Source organism: Synechococcus sp. R55.7, from assembly GCF_047461955.1.
Classification (GTDB): Bacteria; Cyanobacteriota; Cyanobacteriia; order Thermostichales; family Thermostichaceae; genus Thermostichus.
Genome location: NZ_JANSIC010000035.1, coordinates 1 through 14,592, shown reverse-complemented (window position 1 = coordinate 14,592; position 14,592 = coordinate 1). Strand labels below are relative to the sequence as shown.

At 58.4% G+C, this 14,592-nt stretch carries 13 protein-coding genes and 1 tRNA gene; 7 read left to right on the top strand and 7 right to left on the bottom strand.

The window, feature by feature from the left end; genetic code table 11:
* The first annotated feature begins 75 nt into the window (after positions 1-75).
* The 4 genes from minC to NW820_RS03225 all read left to right on the top strand — a co-directional run bounded on the left by minC (position 76) and on the right by NW820_RS03225 (position 4,730).
* Positions 76-810: a septum site-determining protein MinC gene (gene minC / locus NW820_RS03240; RefSeq protein WP_414406663.1), complete on the top strand. Its 735-nt coding sequence runs from the start codon at positions 76-78 to the stop codon at positions 808-810.
* Positions 807-1,613, top strand: coding sequence for a septum site-determining protein MinD (gene minD, locus NW820_RS03235; protein WP_414406662.1), 807 nt, complete (start codon positions 807-809; stop codon positions 1,611-1,613). Before minC ends, minD begins: the two co-directional genes overlap by 4 nt.
* An 82-nt stretch (positions 1,614-1,695) precedes the next feature.
* Positions 1,696-1,998: a cell division topological specificity factor MinE gene (gene minE, locus NW820_RS03230; RefSeq protein WP_011431985.1), complete on the top strand. Its 303-nt coding sequence runs from the start codon at positions 1,696-1,698 to the stop codon at positions 1,996-1,998.
* Between the two features lie 383 nt (positions 1,999-2,381).
* The gene (locus NW820_RS03225) at positions 2,382-4,730 is read left to right on the top strand and encodes a cation:proton antiporter (protein WP_414329653.1); all 2,349 of its coding nucleotides are present in this window, start codon (positions 2,382-2,384) and stop codon (positions 4,728-4,730) included.
* On the opposite strand, the gene NW820_RS03220 is transcribed toward NW820_RS03225, so the two are convergent.
* The 5 genes from NW820_RS03220 to NW820_RS03200 form a co-directional block, all read right to left on the bottom strand.
* Complete coding sequence (locus NW820_RS03220; RefSeq protein ID WP_414329655.1) at positions 4,708-5,076, bottom strand: gamma-glutamylcyclotransferase; 369 nt, start codon at positions 5,074-5,076, stop codon at positions 4,708-4,710. The genes NW820_RS03225 and NW820_RS03220 overlap by 23 nt on opposite strands.
* Positions 5,077-5,118: 42 nt before the next feature.
* Positions 5,119-5,730, bottom strand: a complete 612-nt coding sequence (gene plsY, locus NW820_RS03215; RefSeq protein WP_041436109.1) for a glycerol-3-phosphate 1-O-acyltransferase PlsY — start codon at positions 5,728-5,730, stop codon at positions 5,119-5,121.
* A gap of 202 nt (positions 5,731-5,932) precedes the next feature.
* Complete coding sequence (gyrB, locus tag NW820_RS03210) at positions 5,933-7,861, bottom strand: DNA topoisomerase (ATP-hydrolyzing) subunit B (protein WP_414406661.1); 1,929 nt, start codon at positions 7,859-7,861, stop codon at positions 5,933-5,935.
* 201 nt (positions 7,862-8,062) lie between these two features.
* Positions 8,063-8,602: a ribosome maturation factor RimM gene (rimM, locus tag NW820_RS03205; protein ID WP_414406660.1), complete on the bottom strand. Its 540-nt coding sequence runs from the start codon at positions 8,600-8,602 to the stop codon at positions 8,063-8,065.
* Between the two features lie 12 nt (positions 8,603-8,614).
* Entirely contained in the window at positions 8,615-9,580 is a 966-nt protein-coding gene (locus NW820_RS03200; RefSeq protein WP_414406659.1) for an SPFH domain-containing protein, read from the bottom strand.
* A 217-nt stretch (positions 9,581-9,797) separates the two neighbouring features.
* On the opposite strand from NW820_RS03200, the gene NW820_RS03195 reads away from it, so the two are divergent.
* The 3 genes from NW820_RS03195 (at position 9,798) to leuC (ending at position 13,582) form a co-directional block, all read left to right on the top strand.
* Complete coding sequence (locus tag NW820_RS03195) at positions 9,798-10,820, top strand: NAD(P)/FAD-dependent oxidoreductase (RefSeq protein WP_414349648.1); 1,023 nt, start codon at positions 9,798-9,800, stop codon at positions 10,818-10,820.
* A 68-nt stretch (positions 10,821-10,888) separates the two neighbouring features.
* Positions 10,889-11,989, top strand: a complete 1,101-nt coding sequence (locus tag NW820_RS03190) for a polysaccharide deacetylase family protein (RefSeq protein ID WP_414406658.1) — start codon at positions 10,889-10,891, stop codon at positions 11,987-11,989.
* 189 nt (positions 11,990-12,178) lie between these two features.
* Positions 12,179-13,582, top strand: coding sequence for a 3-isopropylmalate dehydratase large subunit (gene leuC, locus NW820_RS03185; RefSeq protein WP_414406657.1), 1,404 nt, complete (start codon positions 12,179-12,181; stop codon positions 13,580-13,582).
* A gap of 18 nt (positions 13,583-13,600) precedes the next feature.
* On the opposite strand, the gene NW820_RS03180 is transcribed toward leuC, so the two are convergent.
* Positions 13,601-13,674: transfer RNA gene (locus NW820_RS03180), tRNA-Met, on the bottom strand.
* A 13-nt stretch (positions 13,675-13,687) separates the two neighbouring features.
* A partial coding sequence (locus NW820_RS03175; RefSeq protein WP_414406656.1) for an XdhC family protein occupies positions 13,688-14,592 on the bottom strand: 905 nt, incomplete at its 5' end.

The following is a 14,592-nucleotide window of genomic DNA, read 5'->3' as shown; positions in this document are numbered from 1 at the left end:
CGAGAGAGTTTCCCCTGGCTTGGGGGAATGGAATAGGATAGGGCTCTATATTCAGGCAGACGTTTAAGGGCGGTCATGACGGGATCCCCTACATGGAACCCTGAAATCTCCCCATCTCCAGACTCCTGGGCCACGGGCAGCGTTTACTTTCGGTCGGATGCACAAGGGATTCATCTGCACTTGCCCAGCACCTTACCTTGGGAAGAGCTTTGGGAAAACCTGGTTTGGCAGTTGCGCAGCCGCAAACCCTACTGGGCCGGGGTCGCTCCCCTCACCCTCTGGAGCCAGCAGCGAGAGCTGGACATGCCCACCCTACAACTTCTTGCTGCCCTATTGTCTCAGCATGGACTGCAACTGTGGCGCGTTCAAACTCGATCCCGCTCGACAGCGATTGCAGCAGCGACGTTGGGGTATTCTGTGGAGCAATCTTCCCTTTTGGAGGCAGTTCCCCCTGCTCCCCCAGACACCACACCTCTGTACCTACGTTCGACGGTGCGCTCTGGCATGTCCGTGCGTCACAGAGGATCCGTATTCCTGTTGGGGGATCTCAACCCCGGCGGCGAGATCATTGCTGGAGGAGATATTTGGGTTTGGGGACGCTTGCGGGGCCTGGTTCACGCGGGGGCCAACGGCGACAAGGGGGCTGTAATCTTGGCATTGCAGTTGGAGCCCACTCAGTTGCGCATTGCCAATCAGGTGGCCCGTCCGCCAGAAGGTGGATCCCTGCCCAACACCCCTGAAGTGGTTTACCTACAGGAAGATGTCATCTGCATCGCCAGCCTTCAGGATTTTCTGCGGAGAGGAGTATGAGCCGAGTCATTGTCATAACCTCTGGTAAAGGTGGAGTCGGCAAAACCACCGTGACGGCCAACCTGGGCACTGCCTTGGCGCGCTTGGGTCGCTCGGTGGTGGTGGTGGATGCAGACTTTGGCCTGCGCAACCTGGATTTGCTGCTGGGGCTGGAGAATCGGGTGGTGTACACAGCCCTAGAGGTGATCGCCGGGGAATGTCGCCTCGAGCAAGCTTTGGTGAAAGACAAGCGCACCCCCAATCTCTCGCTGTTGCCGGCAGCCCAAACCCGCAACAAAACGGCGGTGAATCCGGATCAGATGCGCCAGTTAATCGAGAAGCTGGCCAGCAGCCATGACTATGTGCTGATCGATTGTCCTGCTGGGATCGAGCAGGGGTTTCGCAATGCCATCGCCGGAGCCAACGAGGCCATCATCATCACCACCCCAGAAGTGGCAGCGGTGCGGGATGCAGATCGCGTGGTGGGCCTGCTGGAAGCTGCACAGATTTCATCGACTCAGCTGATTGTCAACCGCCTGCGCCCGGACATGGTGGCAGCCGGCCAGATGATGTCGGTGGAAGATGTGGTGGAGGTGCTGGCCATCCCCTTGGTGGGTATCATTCCAGAAGACCGCGAGGTGATCGTCTCCACCAACAAAGGGGAGCCCCTGGTTCTCTCCGCCAATCCAACTCTGGCTGCTCAGGCCATCCAGCGCATTGCCCGACGGCTGGAAGGGGAAACAGTGGACTTCCCCAAGATGGCCAGTTTGGGCGAGTCCTTTTGGGAGAGGGCCAAACGGTTTTTAAACCAAAAGGTGCTCTGACGACTGTTCCATCTCTAATTCATCCAGGTTGCAATGGCAATTTTAACCTGTTTACAACTGAGTAACAAAGCCAACAAAACCTATGCTCCTCGATTTTTTGGATCAGCTTTTTTCTCGGCACTCCGGCAACAGCCGCCAGCAAGCCAAGCAACGGTTGAAGCTGATCTTGGCCCATGACCGCGCTGATCTCACCCCAGCGGCACTGGAATCGATGCGCCTAGAGATTTTGGGGGTGGTGTCGCGCTATGTGGAGCTGGATTCAGAGGGGATGCAGTTTCATTTGGCTACGGAAGGGGGAACGACTGCTCTCATTGCCAATCTGCCCATCCGTCGCGTTAAGCCCTTAGAGACCGGTCTCAGCCGCTCAGAAGGCGAGAAAGCCTAGAAGGGGAGATTTCTGGCAGCATGTTAATTGGCCTTCATTCCAACAGGGCTCCCAATGCCAGAGTGGTCGTCAAGCTCGCTCTGTGATAGGTTGAGGTAAGTCGTGTGTACTGTAGAAAGAGTGGAGCTGGGTGTAGCTTTTGCAACTTTATGGAGCCAGCACACAGAGGTTAACTAAATGTTAACTCTGCATGTTCGAGCTCATGAACTGCTGACGTGATGGGCAGAGCCACCTTGACGATTGGAGACTTTCCAGCAGTCTGTATTGGCGTTAGCGTTGCGGAGTAATAACGACGTTAACGATGGAAACAATGAGAGGGTTGGCGTTCAGTAGCTGGAAAGGTAAGGGCTCCGTCCCGCTATTGCGTTCGGTTAAGCCTCAATATGCAAGATTCATTTGAGCTGACGATCCTGTTTACGCTAGCCCTGGTGGCTGGGATCGCTGCTCAGGTGCTGGCCAATTTTGTCAAAGTGCCCAGCATTGTATTCCTGCTGCTGTTTGGCCTGTTGCTGGGACCAGATGGTTTGGGCTGGGTTCATCCCCAAGTCATGGGATCCGGGCTGGAAGCGCTGGTGTCGTTGGCGGTGGCTCTGATCTTGTTTGAGGGGGGACTGAACCTGCGGCTGCAACGTCTCAATCCGGTATCCGATAGCCTGCGCAATTTGGTTTTGTTGGGATCCCTGCTGACCTTGGTGGGGGGAGCGGCAGCAGCTCACTATCTGGGGGAGTTTCCCTGGCGGCTGGCCTTTTTATTTGGATCCCTGGTGGTGGTAACAGGGCCGACGGTGATCAACCCCATCTTGAAGCGGGTACGGGTCGATCCGGCAGTCAGCACGCTCCTGGAGGGAGAAGGGGTGCTCATCGATCCCATCGGGGCCATTTTGGCGGTGGTGGTGCTGCAGGTGGTGCTCTCCGGCCATCCCAGTTTTCTCATGGCCTTGGAACAGTTGTCCAGCCGTCTGGCCATCGGGTCGGCGGTGGGAGCGCTGGGGGGCTGGCTGATGGGATCCTTCCTGCTTTGGTCGCGGCAGTTTTTAACCGAGGAGTTGCGCAACTCGGTGGTGCTGGCGGGGGCCCTGGGGGTGTTTGCCTTGGCCCAGTCGCTGCGATCGGAGGCGGGGCTGATGGCGGTGGTGATGGCGGGCCTGGTGGTGCGGCAGAAGGCGGCCATTGCCGAGCGGGGTGTGCGGCAGTTTCACGGCCAGTTGGTGGTGTTGGCCATCTCTGTGATCTTTATCCTGCTGACTGCCACGCTCTCCCTCAAGGCGGTGTTTGCCCTGGGCTGGGGATCCCTGGCCACAGTGCTGTGTTTGATGCTGGTCATCCGTCCCTTGAGTGTGTGGCTGTGTACCTGGCGCAGCGACCTGAATTGGCGGCAGAAGCTGTTTGTGGCTTGGCTTGCTCCTCGGGGCATTGTGGCGGCTTCGGTGGCCTCCTTGTTTGCCATTCTGCTGACAGAACGGGGCATTACTGGGGGGGATGCCCTCAAGGCGCTGGTGTTTTTGACCATCTCGGTGACGGTGACGGTACAGGGGCTGACCGCGGCTTGGGTGGCCCGTTGGCTGGGTCTGGATCAGGGCAGTTCCACCATAATCATCGGCGATCATCCCCTCACCAACCAATTGGCCCAGTTGATGCGCTCGCTCAACCAGACGGTCGAGGTGATCCCGTTGGTTTCTGGGTCTTCCAAAAATGGGCACGGCAGCTACAAAGCTCCCCACCCAACAGACGGTAAGGACTCCATCCCGCCATCCCGTAAGTCCTCCACATCCCTGTCAGGAACGCCGAAGCGTCGTCCAGCAGATGGCTTGCCCCCACAACTTCATTCCTCTGACGGCAACGGCACCCACAAGTCTGCCCCAAGCCAGGAAGTCGGCAAGCCAGAAGCCATCCCCGGATCCCTGCAGGAAGCTGTACTGAACGAGTCTGCTTTGTTGAAGGCCGATATCGACCATGCGGAAACTCTGTTGATCCTGACTCTGGATCCGCAGGTGAACTGGGCCATTGCCGAGTTGATGGTGAAACTCTCGGTTTCGGCCACCATCTGGACGGTGTTGCTGCCGGATATGCCCATCTCAGAAGGGATCCGCACCTTGCAGCCTTCCTTCCCCCAACTGCAGCGCTGGGCCGGCTATCTGGAGGCCAACCGGGCTGAGCTGCGCTCGATCACCCTACCCACGTTGGCAGACCTGGGCCTGCCTCTCCCTTTATCGCTACGTGACGCTTCTGCGAATGCGGCCTCAACCCTGCCGGAGGCAGTGCGGAGCAATAGAGCTGATGTCTTGACGGCTCAAGAGTCGTTCCCGACAGCGGTGCGGAGCGCTTTTTCAGCACCAGCGCTGCCCAATCCCTTCCTGGCCCAGATGGGACTGGAGGATCCCACCCTTGAACGGCTGCGGGATCAGTTTGCCTATCGAATCAAAGCCGATCTATGCCTGCCCTTGTTGTTGGTGCGCCCGCAGCGGCTGAGGAGCGGCTCATCTCGACCGGGTCGGCTCTTCTACCTGCCTGAGCCAGACATTTGGCGACGCGGGGATCGCATCTACTACCTGGAGCGCGTTTCCAGCCCTGTGGATGCCGGTGCTCTCTCCGCCAAAGAGTCTGATTCCCAAGAATGGGATCCGTCGGCAGCCGTTCGCGTTCGCGACAGCGGTGCGGAGCACAACAGTGGGATAGAGTCTTTGGTGCTGCCCCAGTATGTTGAGGGCGTCAAGCTCCACTTTGATCTCTAGCCAGCCAGCGGCCACTGGGGATGAGGGAACACCCCTGCACCTGCTCAGGCCGACCCAGATAAACCCAAGCAAAGGTGCCGCTATCCAGTTGCACCCACTGCCGTTCGTACACCCGCGGGTGGTCTTCCAGCTCGTCCAATCGGGGCAATAGACTCAAGGGGATGCGGTAGCACTCGCCGTAGAGCCGGTTTCGGCCACGAACTGCCATCGGGTAGGGGCCGAGACTGTAAAGATCAATGTGGTTGAGGCTGTCTGTCCCCAAAAATTCTGCCCCCTGCAGCAAGCTGTGGTATTGGCCGCCCCGCAGCAGGGATCCGTAGACAAAAACCACTGTGGTCGGTTGCATAGCGTTGCGGAGTAATACAGCTGCTTCACAGTGCCTTGAAAATTAGGGAGATTGCGTCCATTTTTGGCCAATGCGCGGCTCCGACCCGGCCAGTAGGCGCTCGATGTTGCGCCGATGAGCACCGATCACATACACCCCGCCCGCCAACGCAAACAACAAATAGGGCAAAGGTTGAGCTGTTGCCCACATCACCACCGGAGCCGCCACTGCCGCCAGCAGGGAGCTGAAGGAAACGATGCGGGTGAGGGCGAGCCCCAGCAGCCAGACGCCGAAAGTTGTCAGGGCTACTGGCCAAGCCATAGCCAACAAGATCCCCAGGCTGGTGGCCACCGATTTGCCCCCCCTGAAGCCCAGCCAGCAGGAACGGCTATGGCCGATCACTGCGAACAATGCCGCCAAAACCACCCACCACGCGGATCCCAAGGCCGATCCCAGAGCCACTGCTGCTGCCCCCTTGGCAGCATCCACCAGCAACACCAGCAGGGCGGGCCCCTTGCCCAACGTCCGCAACACATTGGTCGCTCCGGTAGAGCCGGATCCCTGTTGGCGAATATCGATGCCTCCCCACCAACGACCTACCCAGTAGCCGGTTGGAATGGATCCCAGGAGATAGCCCCCCAGCACCGCAAGAAGAGCCGTAAGCAATGCAGGCATAGCAGGATCTGGAACGCTCTTCCCTCACTTTGCCACAGGGTCTGGGCTGCAACTGGGATCTTGCCCCGTCCGGGAGCTTTTGGCTGCTCGCGGCCTCGTCTGCAACACCGTTACGTTCGCGCCAGCGGTGCGGAGCACTTTCCCCCTGCCGTGGGCCCCGAAGAGGCGGGACAGAGTTCTCTCCACCCAATATCGAGAGTCGCTAAATATCGAGAGCCGCCAGATCCAAATGGGCACTGTGGGCCTCAATAAACTCCCGTCGGGGACCAACAGCATCTCCCATCAAGATGGTGAAAATGCGATCCGCCTCCACCGCATCTTCGATGGTGATTTGTTTGAGGGTGCGCGTTGCCGGGTTCATGGTGGTCTCCCAAAGTTGTTCGGGCATCATTTCCCCCAGACCCTTGAACCGTTGGATGGTGTACTTGGTGTTGGCAGGCAGCCCCCGCAGGATCTGGTCTTTCTCGGCGTCGCTGTAGCAGTAGCGAACATTGTTGCGGCCCCACTCGATTTTGTAGAGCGGCGGACAGGCGATATAGACATAGCCCTGTTCCAGAAGCGCCTTTTGATAGCGGTAGAAAAAGGTCAGCAACAGGGTGCGAATGTGGCTACCGTCCACATCGGCATCGGTCATGAGGATGATGCGGTGGTAGCGCAGTTGGCTGGGATCAAATTCATCCCCTTTCACCCCCAAACCCAGCGCTGTGATCATCGCCTGAATTTCGGCGTTTTTGTAGATCTTGGCGGGATCCGCCTTTTCAATGTTGAGGATCTTGCCGCGCAAGGGCAACACCGCCTGAAACTGCCGATCCCGACCTTGTTTGGCGCTGCCCCCTGCAGAGTCGCCTTCCACCAAATACACCTCAGATTCCGCCGGGTCGCGGCAACTGCAATCGGCCAACTTCCCCGGCAGCGTGGAAGATTCCAGGGCAGATTTGCGCCGCACCAATTCTCTGGCCCGCCGGGCTGCCTCGGCAGCATTGAAGGACTGGATGGCCTTATCGACGATCCCCCTGGCCACGTTGGGGTTGAACTCCAAGTACTCCGTGAGCGCCTCGGAGACGAGGGTTTGCACAATGCCCCGCACCTCGGTGTTGCCCAACTTGGTTTTGGTTTGCCCCTCAAACTCGGGGTTGGGCACCTTGACCGAGACGATGGCCGTCAACCCCTCGCGCACATTTTCTCCAGCCAGGTTGCTGTCGGAATCCTTCAGCTTGTTGAGTTTGCGGGCTTGGCTGTTGATGGTGAGGGTGAGAGAGGTTTTCAGGCCCTCTAGGTGGGTGCCTCCTTCGCTGGTGCGGATGTTGTTGGCAAAGCCAATCAAAGTATCGGTGTACACATCCGAGCACCACTGCAGGGCCACTTCCACCTCCACGCCATCCCGCTCCCCTTGGATGTAGATGATGTCGGAGTGGATGGGCGTTTTTTCGTGGTTGATGAAGGCCACATATTCCTTGATGCCGCCTGCATATTGATAGGTTTCGCAGTGGGGCGGATCCCGCCGCAGATCGCTGAAGGTGATTTTCAAGCCGGCATTGAGGTAGGCCAACTCGCGAAAGCGGGCCGCCAATACGGCATAGTCAAACTCTCGCTCGGGAAAGATCAGCCCATCCGGCTTGAAGCGCACCTCTGTACCCCGCCGGTTGGATCCCTTGGGTTGGGGTTCAGATTTCAGGGATCCCACCACCGCCCCGCGCTCGAAACGTTGAAAGTAAACCTTGCCCTCTCGCCAAACCGTCACCTCCACCCATTCGGAGAGGGCATTCACCACCGACACGCCCACCCCGTGCAGCCCGCCGGAGACTTTGTAGCCGCCACCGCCAAACTTGCCCCCCGCGTGCAGCACCGTCAGCACCGTAACCAGAGCCGACTGCCCGGTTTTGGGGTGGATGTCCACCGGAATGCCGCGGCCATTGTCCAAAACGGATACCGAGCCGTCGGGATGCAGGCTGATCTGAATATCATTGCAATAGCCGGCCAGGGCCTCATCCACAGAGTTGTCCACCACCTCGTACACCAAATGGTGCAACCCCTTCGGCCCGGTGGAGCCAATATACATGCCAGGGCGTTTGCGCACAGCCTCCAAGCCTTCCAAAACTTGGATCTGCTCTGCACCGTAGTTTTCCGTCATTCCCAACTCCAATCCCGAGGAAGGCTCCCGGCCAAGATCAACAGAAACCCAGAAAAATTGACCTTAAAGGCCAGGAATCAGCTTATCATCAAAAAACTGCCCCCATGATAGCACAAAAGGCTAGAACGGCCACACAGACGCTTCTGAGGGCCAAGTTCAGGATGGGATGCAGGTACGGAAGTCAGGCCGTCTTGCCGAACTCTAACCCAGAAAGCTCTCCACCAGCCCCGGCGGCGGCTGCACGTGAAGCGCGCCTTTTTCCAAGTCCACGACAGGCACCAGGGCTTTCACAAAGGGGATCAACACCTGCCGGTGATCAGGGGTTGTTATCTCCAGCACATCCTGGCCGGCTGCCAAAATCCCCGAAACCTGTCCCAGCAGCTCCCCTTGGTGATAGACGGCCAAGCCGATGAGATCGCGGTAGTGGTACTCTTCCGGCTGCAAGGGCAAGCGGTGGGAAGCCGGTACCAGCAGCCTAGCCCCCACCCAGGTCTCAGCCACCGTTCGATTGGGGATCCCTTCCAGTCGCACCAAATAAAGACCCTTAGCCGGGAAAAACTGCCCCTCGATCAAGGGGTGCAGCAGGGGCTCGGGATCCGTATCCCGCTGCAACCAGCGTGGTCCAGGCTCTGTGAAGCGCTCTGGAAAATCCGACCAGCACCTAACCCGCAGCCAGCCCCGCAAGCCGTGGGCCGCCACCACCTGTCCCACCAGCAGCCAATCGGGATCCTGGGCCATCATGGTCGGTCAAACTCAGTCGAGCCGCGGAAAGTCCACTTCGGTTGGGAAAGAAGCCGGGGTACGCAGCTTCTGAGAGGCCGCCGCGCGAGATCCTTCCCCACCCTTGGCCACGTCCACCATGGAGAGCAGCCCTTGCAGGGTGCCAGGGATCGAATTGGGATCCATGAAGATTACCTTGGCGCTGGGACTGCTGCCTACCTTGAAGCCCATGTCGATATAGTTTTGCGCCATCAGGTATTGCAACGCATTGGCTGCCTCTGGATTCTCTTGCAAAGTGGCGGCGATGGTCTTGATGGCTTCAGCCGTGCCCTCAGCCAACAGCAGCCGCTCCCGTTTCTCCGCTTCTGCCCGCAATAGCTGCGCCTTGGCGGCCCCAGCCGCTTGGTTGATGCTGGCCTGCTGCTCCCCTTCTGATTTCAGAATGGCGGCCCGCTTCTCCCGCTCGGCAGCCATCTGCTTTTCCATCGAGTCTTGCACAGTCTTAGAGGGTTGAATGTCCCTGACTTCCACGCGCGTGATCTTGATCCCCCAGGGATCTGTGGCCTCGTCCAGCTCTGTCAAAAGGCGGGCGTTGATCTCGGCGCGGGAGGAAAAGGTTTGATCCAAATCCATGCGGCCAATTTCGGCGCGCAAGGCCGTCAGCACCAGGTTAATCAAAGCCCGCTGCACATCCTCCACCGCATAGCGGGCCTTGATCATGTCGGTGATGCGCCAGTAGACCACCGCATCGGCCATCAAAGAGACGTTGTCGCTGGTGATGCACTGCTGAGGAGGCACGTCCAACACCTTCTCGCGGATGGTTTCCTGGAACACAATCCTATCGATAGGGGGAAGAATAAAGTGCAATCCTGGGGTCAGCTTGCGATGAAACCTGCCCAAACGCTCCACCAATGCCTCATACCCCTGGCTGATGATTTTGACCGAGTTGAACAGGTAGCCGACAAAGATCAGGGCAATGGCCGCTAAGATACCTGGCATAGGGCTTTTCTCCTAAGGGGGAGTTCAGTCCCCATTCTAGACGGTTGCTAGACGGTTGTTGGGACTGCTCCCTTCACTTGGATCACGCCTCAACAGAAATGTGGTGGACTCAGCAGGATAAGCAGTCCTCGGAACATATAGAGTTTCTTAAGATTTTTCAGGCCGCAGCCAACGACCTGAGATCACCCGGCAAAAAGCTCGTGAGGGGATCCCGTCTATGAAACTGAGCAGCAGGAATCTAGAGGTTGGTTTGGGCAAAATCTATGACGTGATTGTGGCCGGAGGGGGAGCAGGGGGGTTGTCGGCGGCAATCTATCTGGCTCGTTATGGATTGAGTTGCCTGGTGGTGGAGAAGGGCAGAGGCCGCTCTTTTTGGATGCAGGATTTGCGCAATTATCTGGGATTGCCTCCGACCACTCCCGGACGAGAGCTGTTGCGACAGGGAACAGAGCACGCCCTCAGTTTAGGGGTAGATTACCTGCGCGGCTTCGTGGAAGATGCCACCGATGAGGGAGACCTCTTTGCGGTCAAAGTCAAGGTGGGAAAAGTTAACAGCCTCTACCCCATTTTTCGGAGCAAATATCTGATTGCAGCAACCGGCATTATGGACGAGCTGCCTCAGTTGTCGGATATGCAGAATGTTTACGACTACGCCGGCTATTCACTGCATGTCTGTATGATCTGCGACGGCTATGAAATGCGGGATCAAAAGGCAGTGTTGATCGTCAATTCGGAAGATCGGATCAATACAGCTTTTGTCCTCAACTGGTTTACACCCTATATCTCGGTGTTGACCCACGGCCTCTGCTCGGTCGGCCCCGACATGCGCAAAAAACTGGCGGATCATGGCTACCCCCTCTACGAATCTCCTATTCGCCGCTTTCTTGGAGAAAACCATCAATTGCAGGGTGTGGAGTTGGAAGATGGCACTTACATCGAAGCAACTACCGGCTTGGTGGCGATGGGCGCCAGATACCACAATGCCTATTTGAAAGGGATCCCCGGCTTGAAATGGCAAGGGGAAAACCTGTTGACCGACGAGTGGTGTCGCACTGCCCATCCGCGGCTGTTTGCGCTGGGCGATTTGAAGCAGGGCCTGAACCAGGTGGCGATTGCGGTTGCCGATGGTACCTTAGCTGCCACAGCCATTTGGCGGGACATCCGACGGGCCTCGCCTGCACGTAAATGGGAAGAGCGGCTGCTCTCGCCACCCAGAAGCCCAGCAGGGCCTTCCGGCTAAATTGATGGGCTCTATCGAGCTTGGGTGGCTTCTGTCCTATGATTGGTTGCGAAGGATTAAGCCATTCCATGCACTCTCTGAAAGCGTTGAAAGCGTTGATATTTTGCCTAGCCTTCCTACTGGTTGGACTGATCTACTACTGCACGGTAGAGGCCCAGCCTCTTTTTGAGCTGAACCTGACGGCCACCTCGGAATACAACCTCATTCTCCCCATTGAAAGCATTCGGGTGGTGCGCGGCGCCAATCCCCAAGATTTGCTCATTTATCTATCAGCTCCTTCGGCAGCCTGGATCCATCAAGAAGAGGTGAACGGGCATTATGTGATTGACATCCCCTACGGAGTCATTACCCATACAACAACCGTCGAGGTCGCTTCGGATCTGCCCTATCGGCTGAGCTGGGGCAACCAAAATGAGCAGACGGGGCGACTGTTGATTACCCCTGCTCCCCCTCGTGTGGAGGTGTTTCTGCAGCATAGCTGGATCCCGGATCCCGACTTTCTCGATCCGGCAGAAAATACTCAACCTTTGCAACTGCCTTTAGAAGAAGTGCTGGGGCCTTTACTGGAAGTGCCACCTCGTTCTGCCTTTCTGACCATTGATGATGGCCCCTGGCCTCAGTCTACCCCCCGACTTTTACAGGTTTTGGATGATCTTCAGATCCCGGCCACTTTCTTTGTTATTGGCACCCACGTTTCCCGATTTCCAGAATTGGCTCAATCGATTCAGGCCCATCACCACACCCTAGCCAATCATACTTTTACCCACGATTATCAACGTCTCTACGGAAGCAATGAGCTGTTTTATGCTGAGGTGGATCAGACAACCCAACTGCTCAAAGCGTTGAACTTGGATCCCCAACTGGTTGTTCGCCCACCGGGAGGTTTTCGCCTAGATTCTGCTTTGCGTCGCTCTCTGGAGCAGGCAGGATATCGCGTTCTTTACTGGAACATGAGCCCGGAAGATGCTTACGCGGGCCAAAGCGCAGCCCAACTTTTGGAGCGTGTTCGAGCTCAGTTGCCGGCGATCCAGGCTTCCGATCAGCCCCTGGTTTTGCTGCTCCACGATCGCTGGCCCCACACCGCAGAGGCCCTGCCGGATATCGTCGCTGCCATTCAAGAGGCGGGCTATCGCTTTTTGCCTTGGCCGGCCTTCAGGGATCCCGTTTGAAGGGCTGGCAACAGGTTTTCTGGCTTGAGGACTCCGACCCGCCTTTGCCGGCTGGGGATGTTCAAAGAAGGGCTGCATCTCGCTCAGCTCAGCAGCGTTGCCCAGAGATAACGGAGGCCTGTGCCTTGACAAGCTTTTCCCCAAGTAGCACATTGAAAGTTTACAGGACTTGGCTGCGGGCCGAGGAAGATGAGCGAGAGGACATTATTCGATAAGGTGTGGGATGCCCATACGGTGCGGATTTTGCCCTCTGGGCAGACGCAGTTGTTCATCGGCCTGCACCTAATTCACGAGGTGACCAGTCCGCAGGCTTTTGCCATGCTGCGGGAGCGTCATCTGCCGGTTCTGTTTCCCGAGCGGACGGTGGCCACCGTGGATCACATCATTCCCACCGACAACCGGGCACGGCCTTTTGCGGATCCCTTGGCAGAGGAGATGATCCAGGAATTGGAGCGCAATTGCCGGCAATACGGCATCCGCTTCTACAACAGCGGCTCCGGTCGGCAGGGGATCGTGCATGTGATTGCCCCGGAGCAAGGGTTAACTCTGCCGGGGATGACCATCGCCTGTGGGGACAGCCACACCTCTACCCACGGGGCCTTTGGGGCCATTGCTTTTGGGATCGGCACCAGCCAGGTGCGAGACGTATTGGCCACCCAAACTTTGGCTTTGTCCAAGCTCAAGGTGCGCCGCATTGAGATCCACGGCAAGTTGGGGCCGGGAGTTTACGCTAAGGATGTAATTCTGCACATCATCCGCAAGCTGGGGGTCAAAGGCGGGGTGGGCTACGCCTACGAGTATGGGGGCAGCGCCATTGAAGCCATGAGCATGGAAGAGCGCATGACCCTCTGCAACATGTCCATCGAGGGAGGAGCCCGCTGTGGCTACGTCAACCCCGATGGGGTGACCTTTGAGTATTTGCGGGGGCGAGAGTTTGCCCCCCAGGGATCCGATTGGGAAGAGGCGGTAGCCTGGTGGAGAAGTCTGGCCAGCGACGGCAATGCCCGCTACGACGACGTGGTGGTATTCCAAGCCGCAGACATTGCGCCGACGGTTACTTGGGGGATCACCCCCGGCCAAGGTATTGGGGTGGATGAGCGGATCCCTGCCCCAGAAGATCTGCCGGAAAGCGAGCGGGAACTGGCCAAAGAGGCCTATGCCTACATGGACTTGCAGCCGGGGGATCCCATTGTAGGGACACCGGTGGATGTCTGCTTCATCGGCAGTTGCACCAATGGCCGCTTGAGCGACCTGCGGGAGGCAGCCAAGATTGCCAAGGGGCGGCGGGTGGCCCCAGGGGTGAAGGCGTTTGTGGTGCCCGGCTCAGAACGGGTAAAGCAGGAAGCAGAACAGGAGGGCTTGCGGGAGATCTTCGAGGCGGCGGGGTTTGAGTGGCGGGATCCCGGTTGCTCCATGTGTTTGGCGATGAACCCGGATCGGTTGGTGGGGCGCCAGATCAGCGCCTCTTCTTCCAACCGCAACTTCAAGGGCCGCCAGGGATCCCCCAGCGGGCGTACTCTGCTCATGAGCCCGGCTATGGTGGCCGCAGCGGCAGTCAGCGGCAAGGTGGTGGATGTGCGGACACTGCTTTAACCAACCGTCTCTCAGGCATAGCGGGGACTGGATTTGAACCAGTGACCTTCGGGTTATGAGCCCGACGAGCTACCAGGCTGCTCTACCCCGCGGCGCTTTTCTAGCCTAGCTTGTCCTCCGGCTAACCGGCAAGCCTACACCTTGAGTTTCGCCGGGCATTCTCTTCGGGGATCCCCGTCGCACCTGGATGAGCTGGGCGGTGATGCTGATGGCAATCTCGGCGGGGGTTTCGGCGTGGATCTCCAGGCCAATGGGGGCAAAGAGCCGACTGAAGGCGGTCTCCGGGATCCCTTCCTGGGCCAGGGTTCGCAGTACGGTTTGTACCCGCTTGCGGCTGCCGATCATCCCCAGGTAGGGGGGGGTCAGGCCGGAGTGGTAGATGGCCCGCAGGATTTGGCAATCGAGGCTGTAGCTGCGGGTCACAAGAGCGATGTAGAGCTGCGGGATCCTGTGCAGATGGGGGATAAGTTGGGCAAAGGGTTCTGAGCACAGCCGCTCGGCAACGGGAAAGCGCTGAGGGGTTACCCAGTCCGGGCGATCGTCCTGAACCCAAATGCGAAAGCCGGCCAAATGGGCGATCTGGGCCAGGGACAGGCCGCAGTGGCCCGCTCCGACGATCAGCAGGGTGGGGGAAGGGAGGAGGGGCTCGACCCAGGATCCCGCGAGGAGCTGTGGGCGGGATGGCAGGGAGGCAAAGTGCTCCACATTGCTGTCGCCAAGCCTGAGGTAGGGGAACCCCTGGGGATCGAGGGGAGTGATCAGCCAAGCCCTTGGCCCTTGGGTCAGAGCCTGGAGGATCTGGGCCGCCAACGTTTGGGCAAGGGATCCCTGCCATCGCTGTAGCCAAATGTGCATCCGTCCCCCGCAAACGCCCAGGGGAGGGCTGTTGAGATCGAGGGAAACCGGCATCCCAGCCGGCCAGGACTCCGTCTTGCCGAAGTGCTCCGCGCTGCTCTCGCCATCGCCAACGGGAACAGCGGTCTGCAAAAGGGTTTGCGCTCGGGCAATGA

Coding starts and splice junctions, on each gene's coding strand:
- NW820_RS03220 (WP_414329655.1), bottom strand. CDS start 5,076: ATGCAACCGACCACAGTGGTTTTTGTCTACGGATCCCTGCTGCGGGGC.
- minD (WP_414406662.1), top strand. CDS start 807: ATGAGCCGAGTCATTGTCATAACCTCTGGTAAAGGTGGAGTCGGCAAA.
- minE (WP_011431985.1), top strand. CDS start 1,696: ATGCTCCTCGATTTTTTGGATCAGCTTTTTTCTCGGCACTCCGGCAAC.
- minC (WP_414406663.1), top strand. CDS start 76: ATGACGGGATCCCCTACATGGAACCCTGAAATCTCCCCATCTCCAGAC.
- rimM (WP_414406660.1), bottom strand. CDS start 8,602: ATGATGGCCCAGGATCCCGATTGGCTGCTGGTGGGACAGGTGGTGGCG.
- leuC (WP_414406657.1), top strand. CDS start 12,179: ATGAGCGAGAGGACATTATTCGATAAGGTGTGGGATGCCCATACGGTG.
- NW820_RS03225 (WP_414329653.1), top strand. CDS start 2,382: ATGCAAGATTCATTTGAGCTGACGATCCTGTTTACGCTAGCCCTGGTG.
- NW820_RS03190 (WP_414406658.1), top strand. CDS start 10,889: ATGCACTCTCTGAAAGCGTTGAAAGCGTTGATATTTTGCCTAGCCTTC.
- plsY (WP_041436109.1), bottom strand. CDS start 5,730: ATGCCTGCATTGCTTACGGCTCTTCTTGCGGTGCTGGGGGGCTATCTC.
- gyrB (WP_414406661.1), bottom strand. CDS start 7,861: ATGACGGAAAACTACGGTGCAGAGCAGATCCAAGTTTTGGAAGGCTTG.
- NW820_RS03195 (WP_414349648.1), top strand. CDS start 9,798: ATGAAACTGAGCAGCAGGAATCTAGAGGTTGGTTTGGGCAAAATCTAT.
- NW820_RS03200 (WP_414406659.1), bottom strand. CDS start 9,580: ATGCCAGGTATCTTAGCGGCCATTGCCCTGATCTTTGTCGGCTACCTG.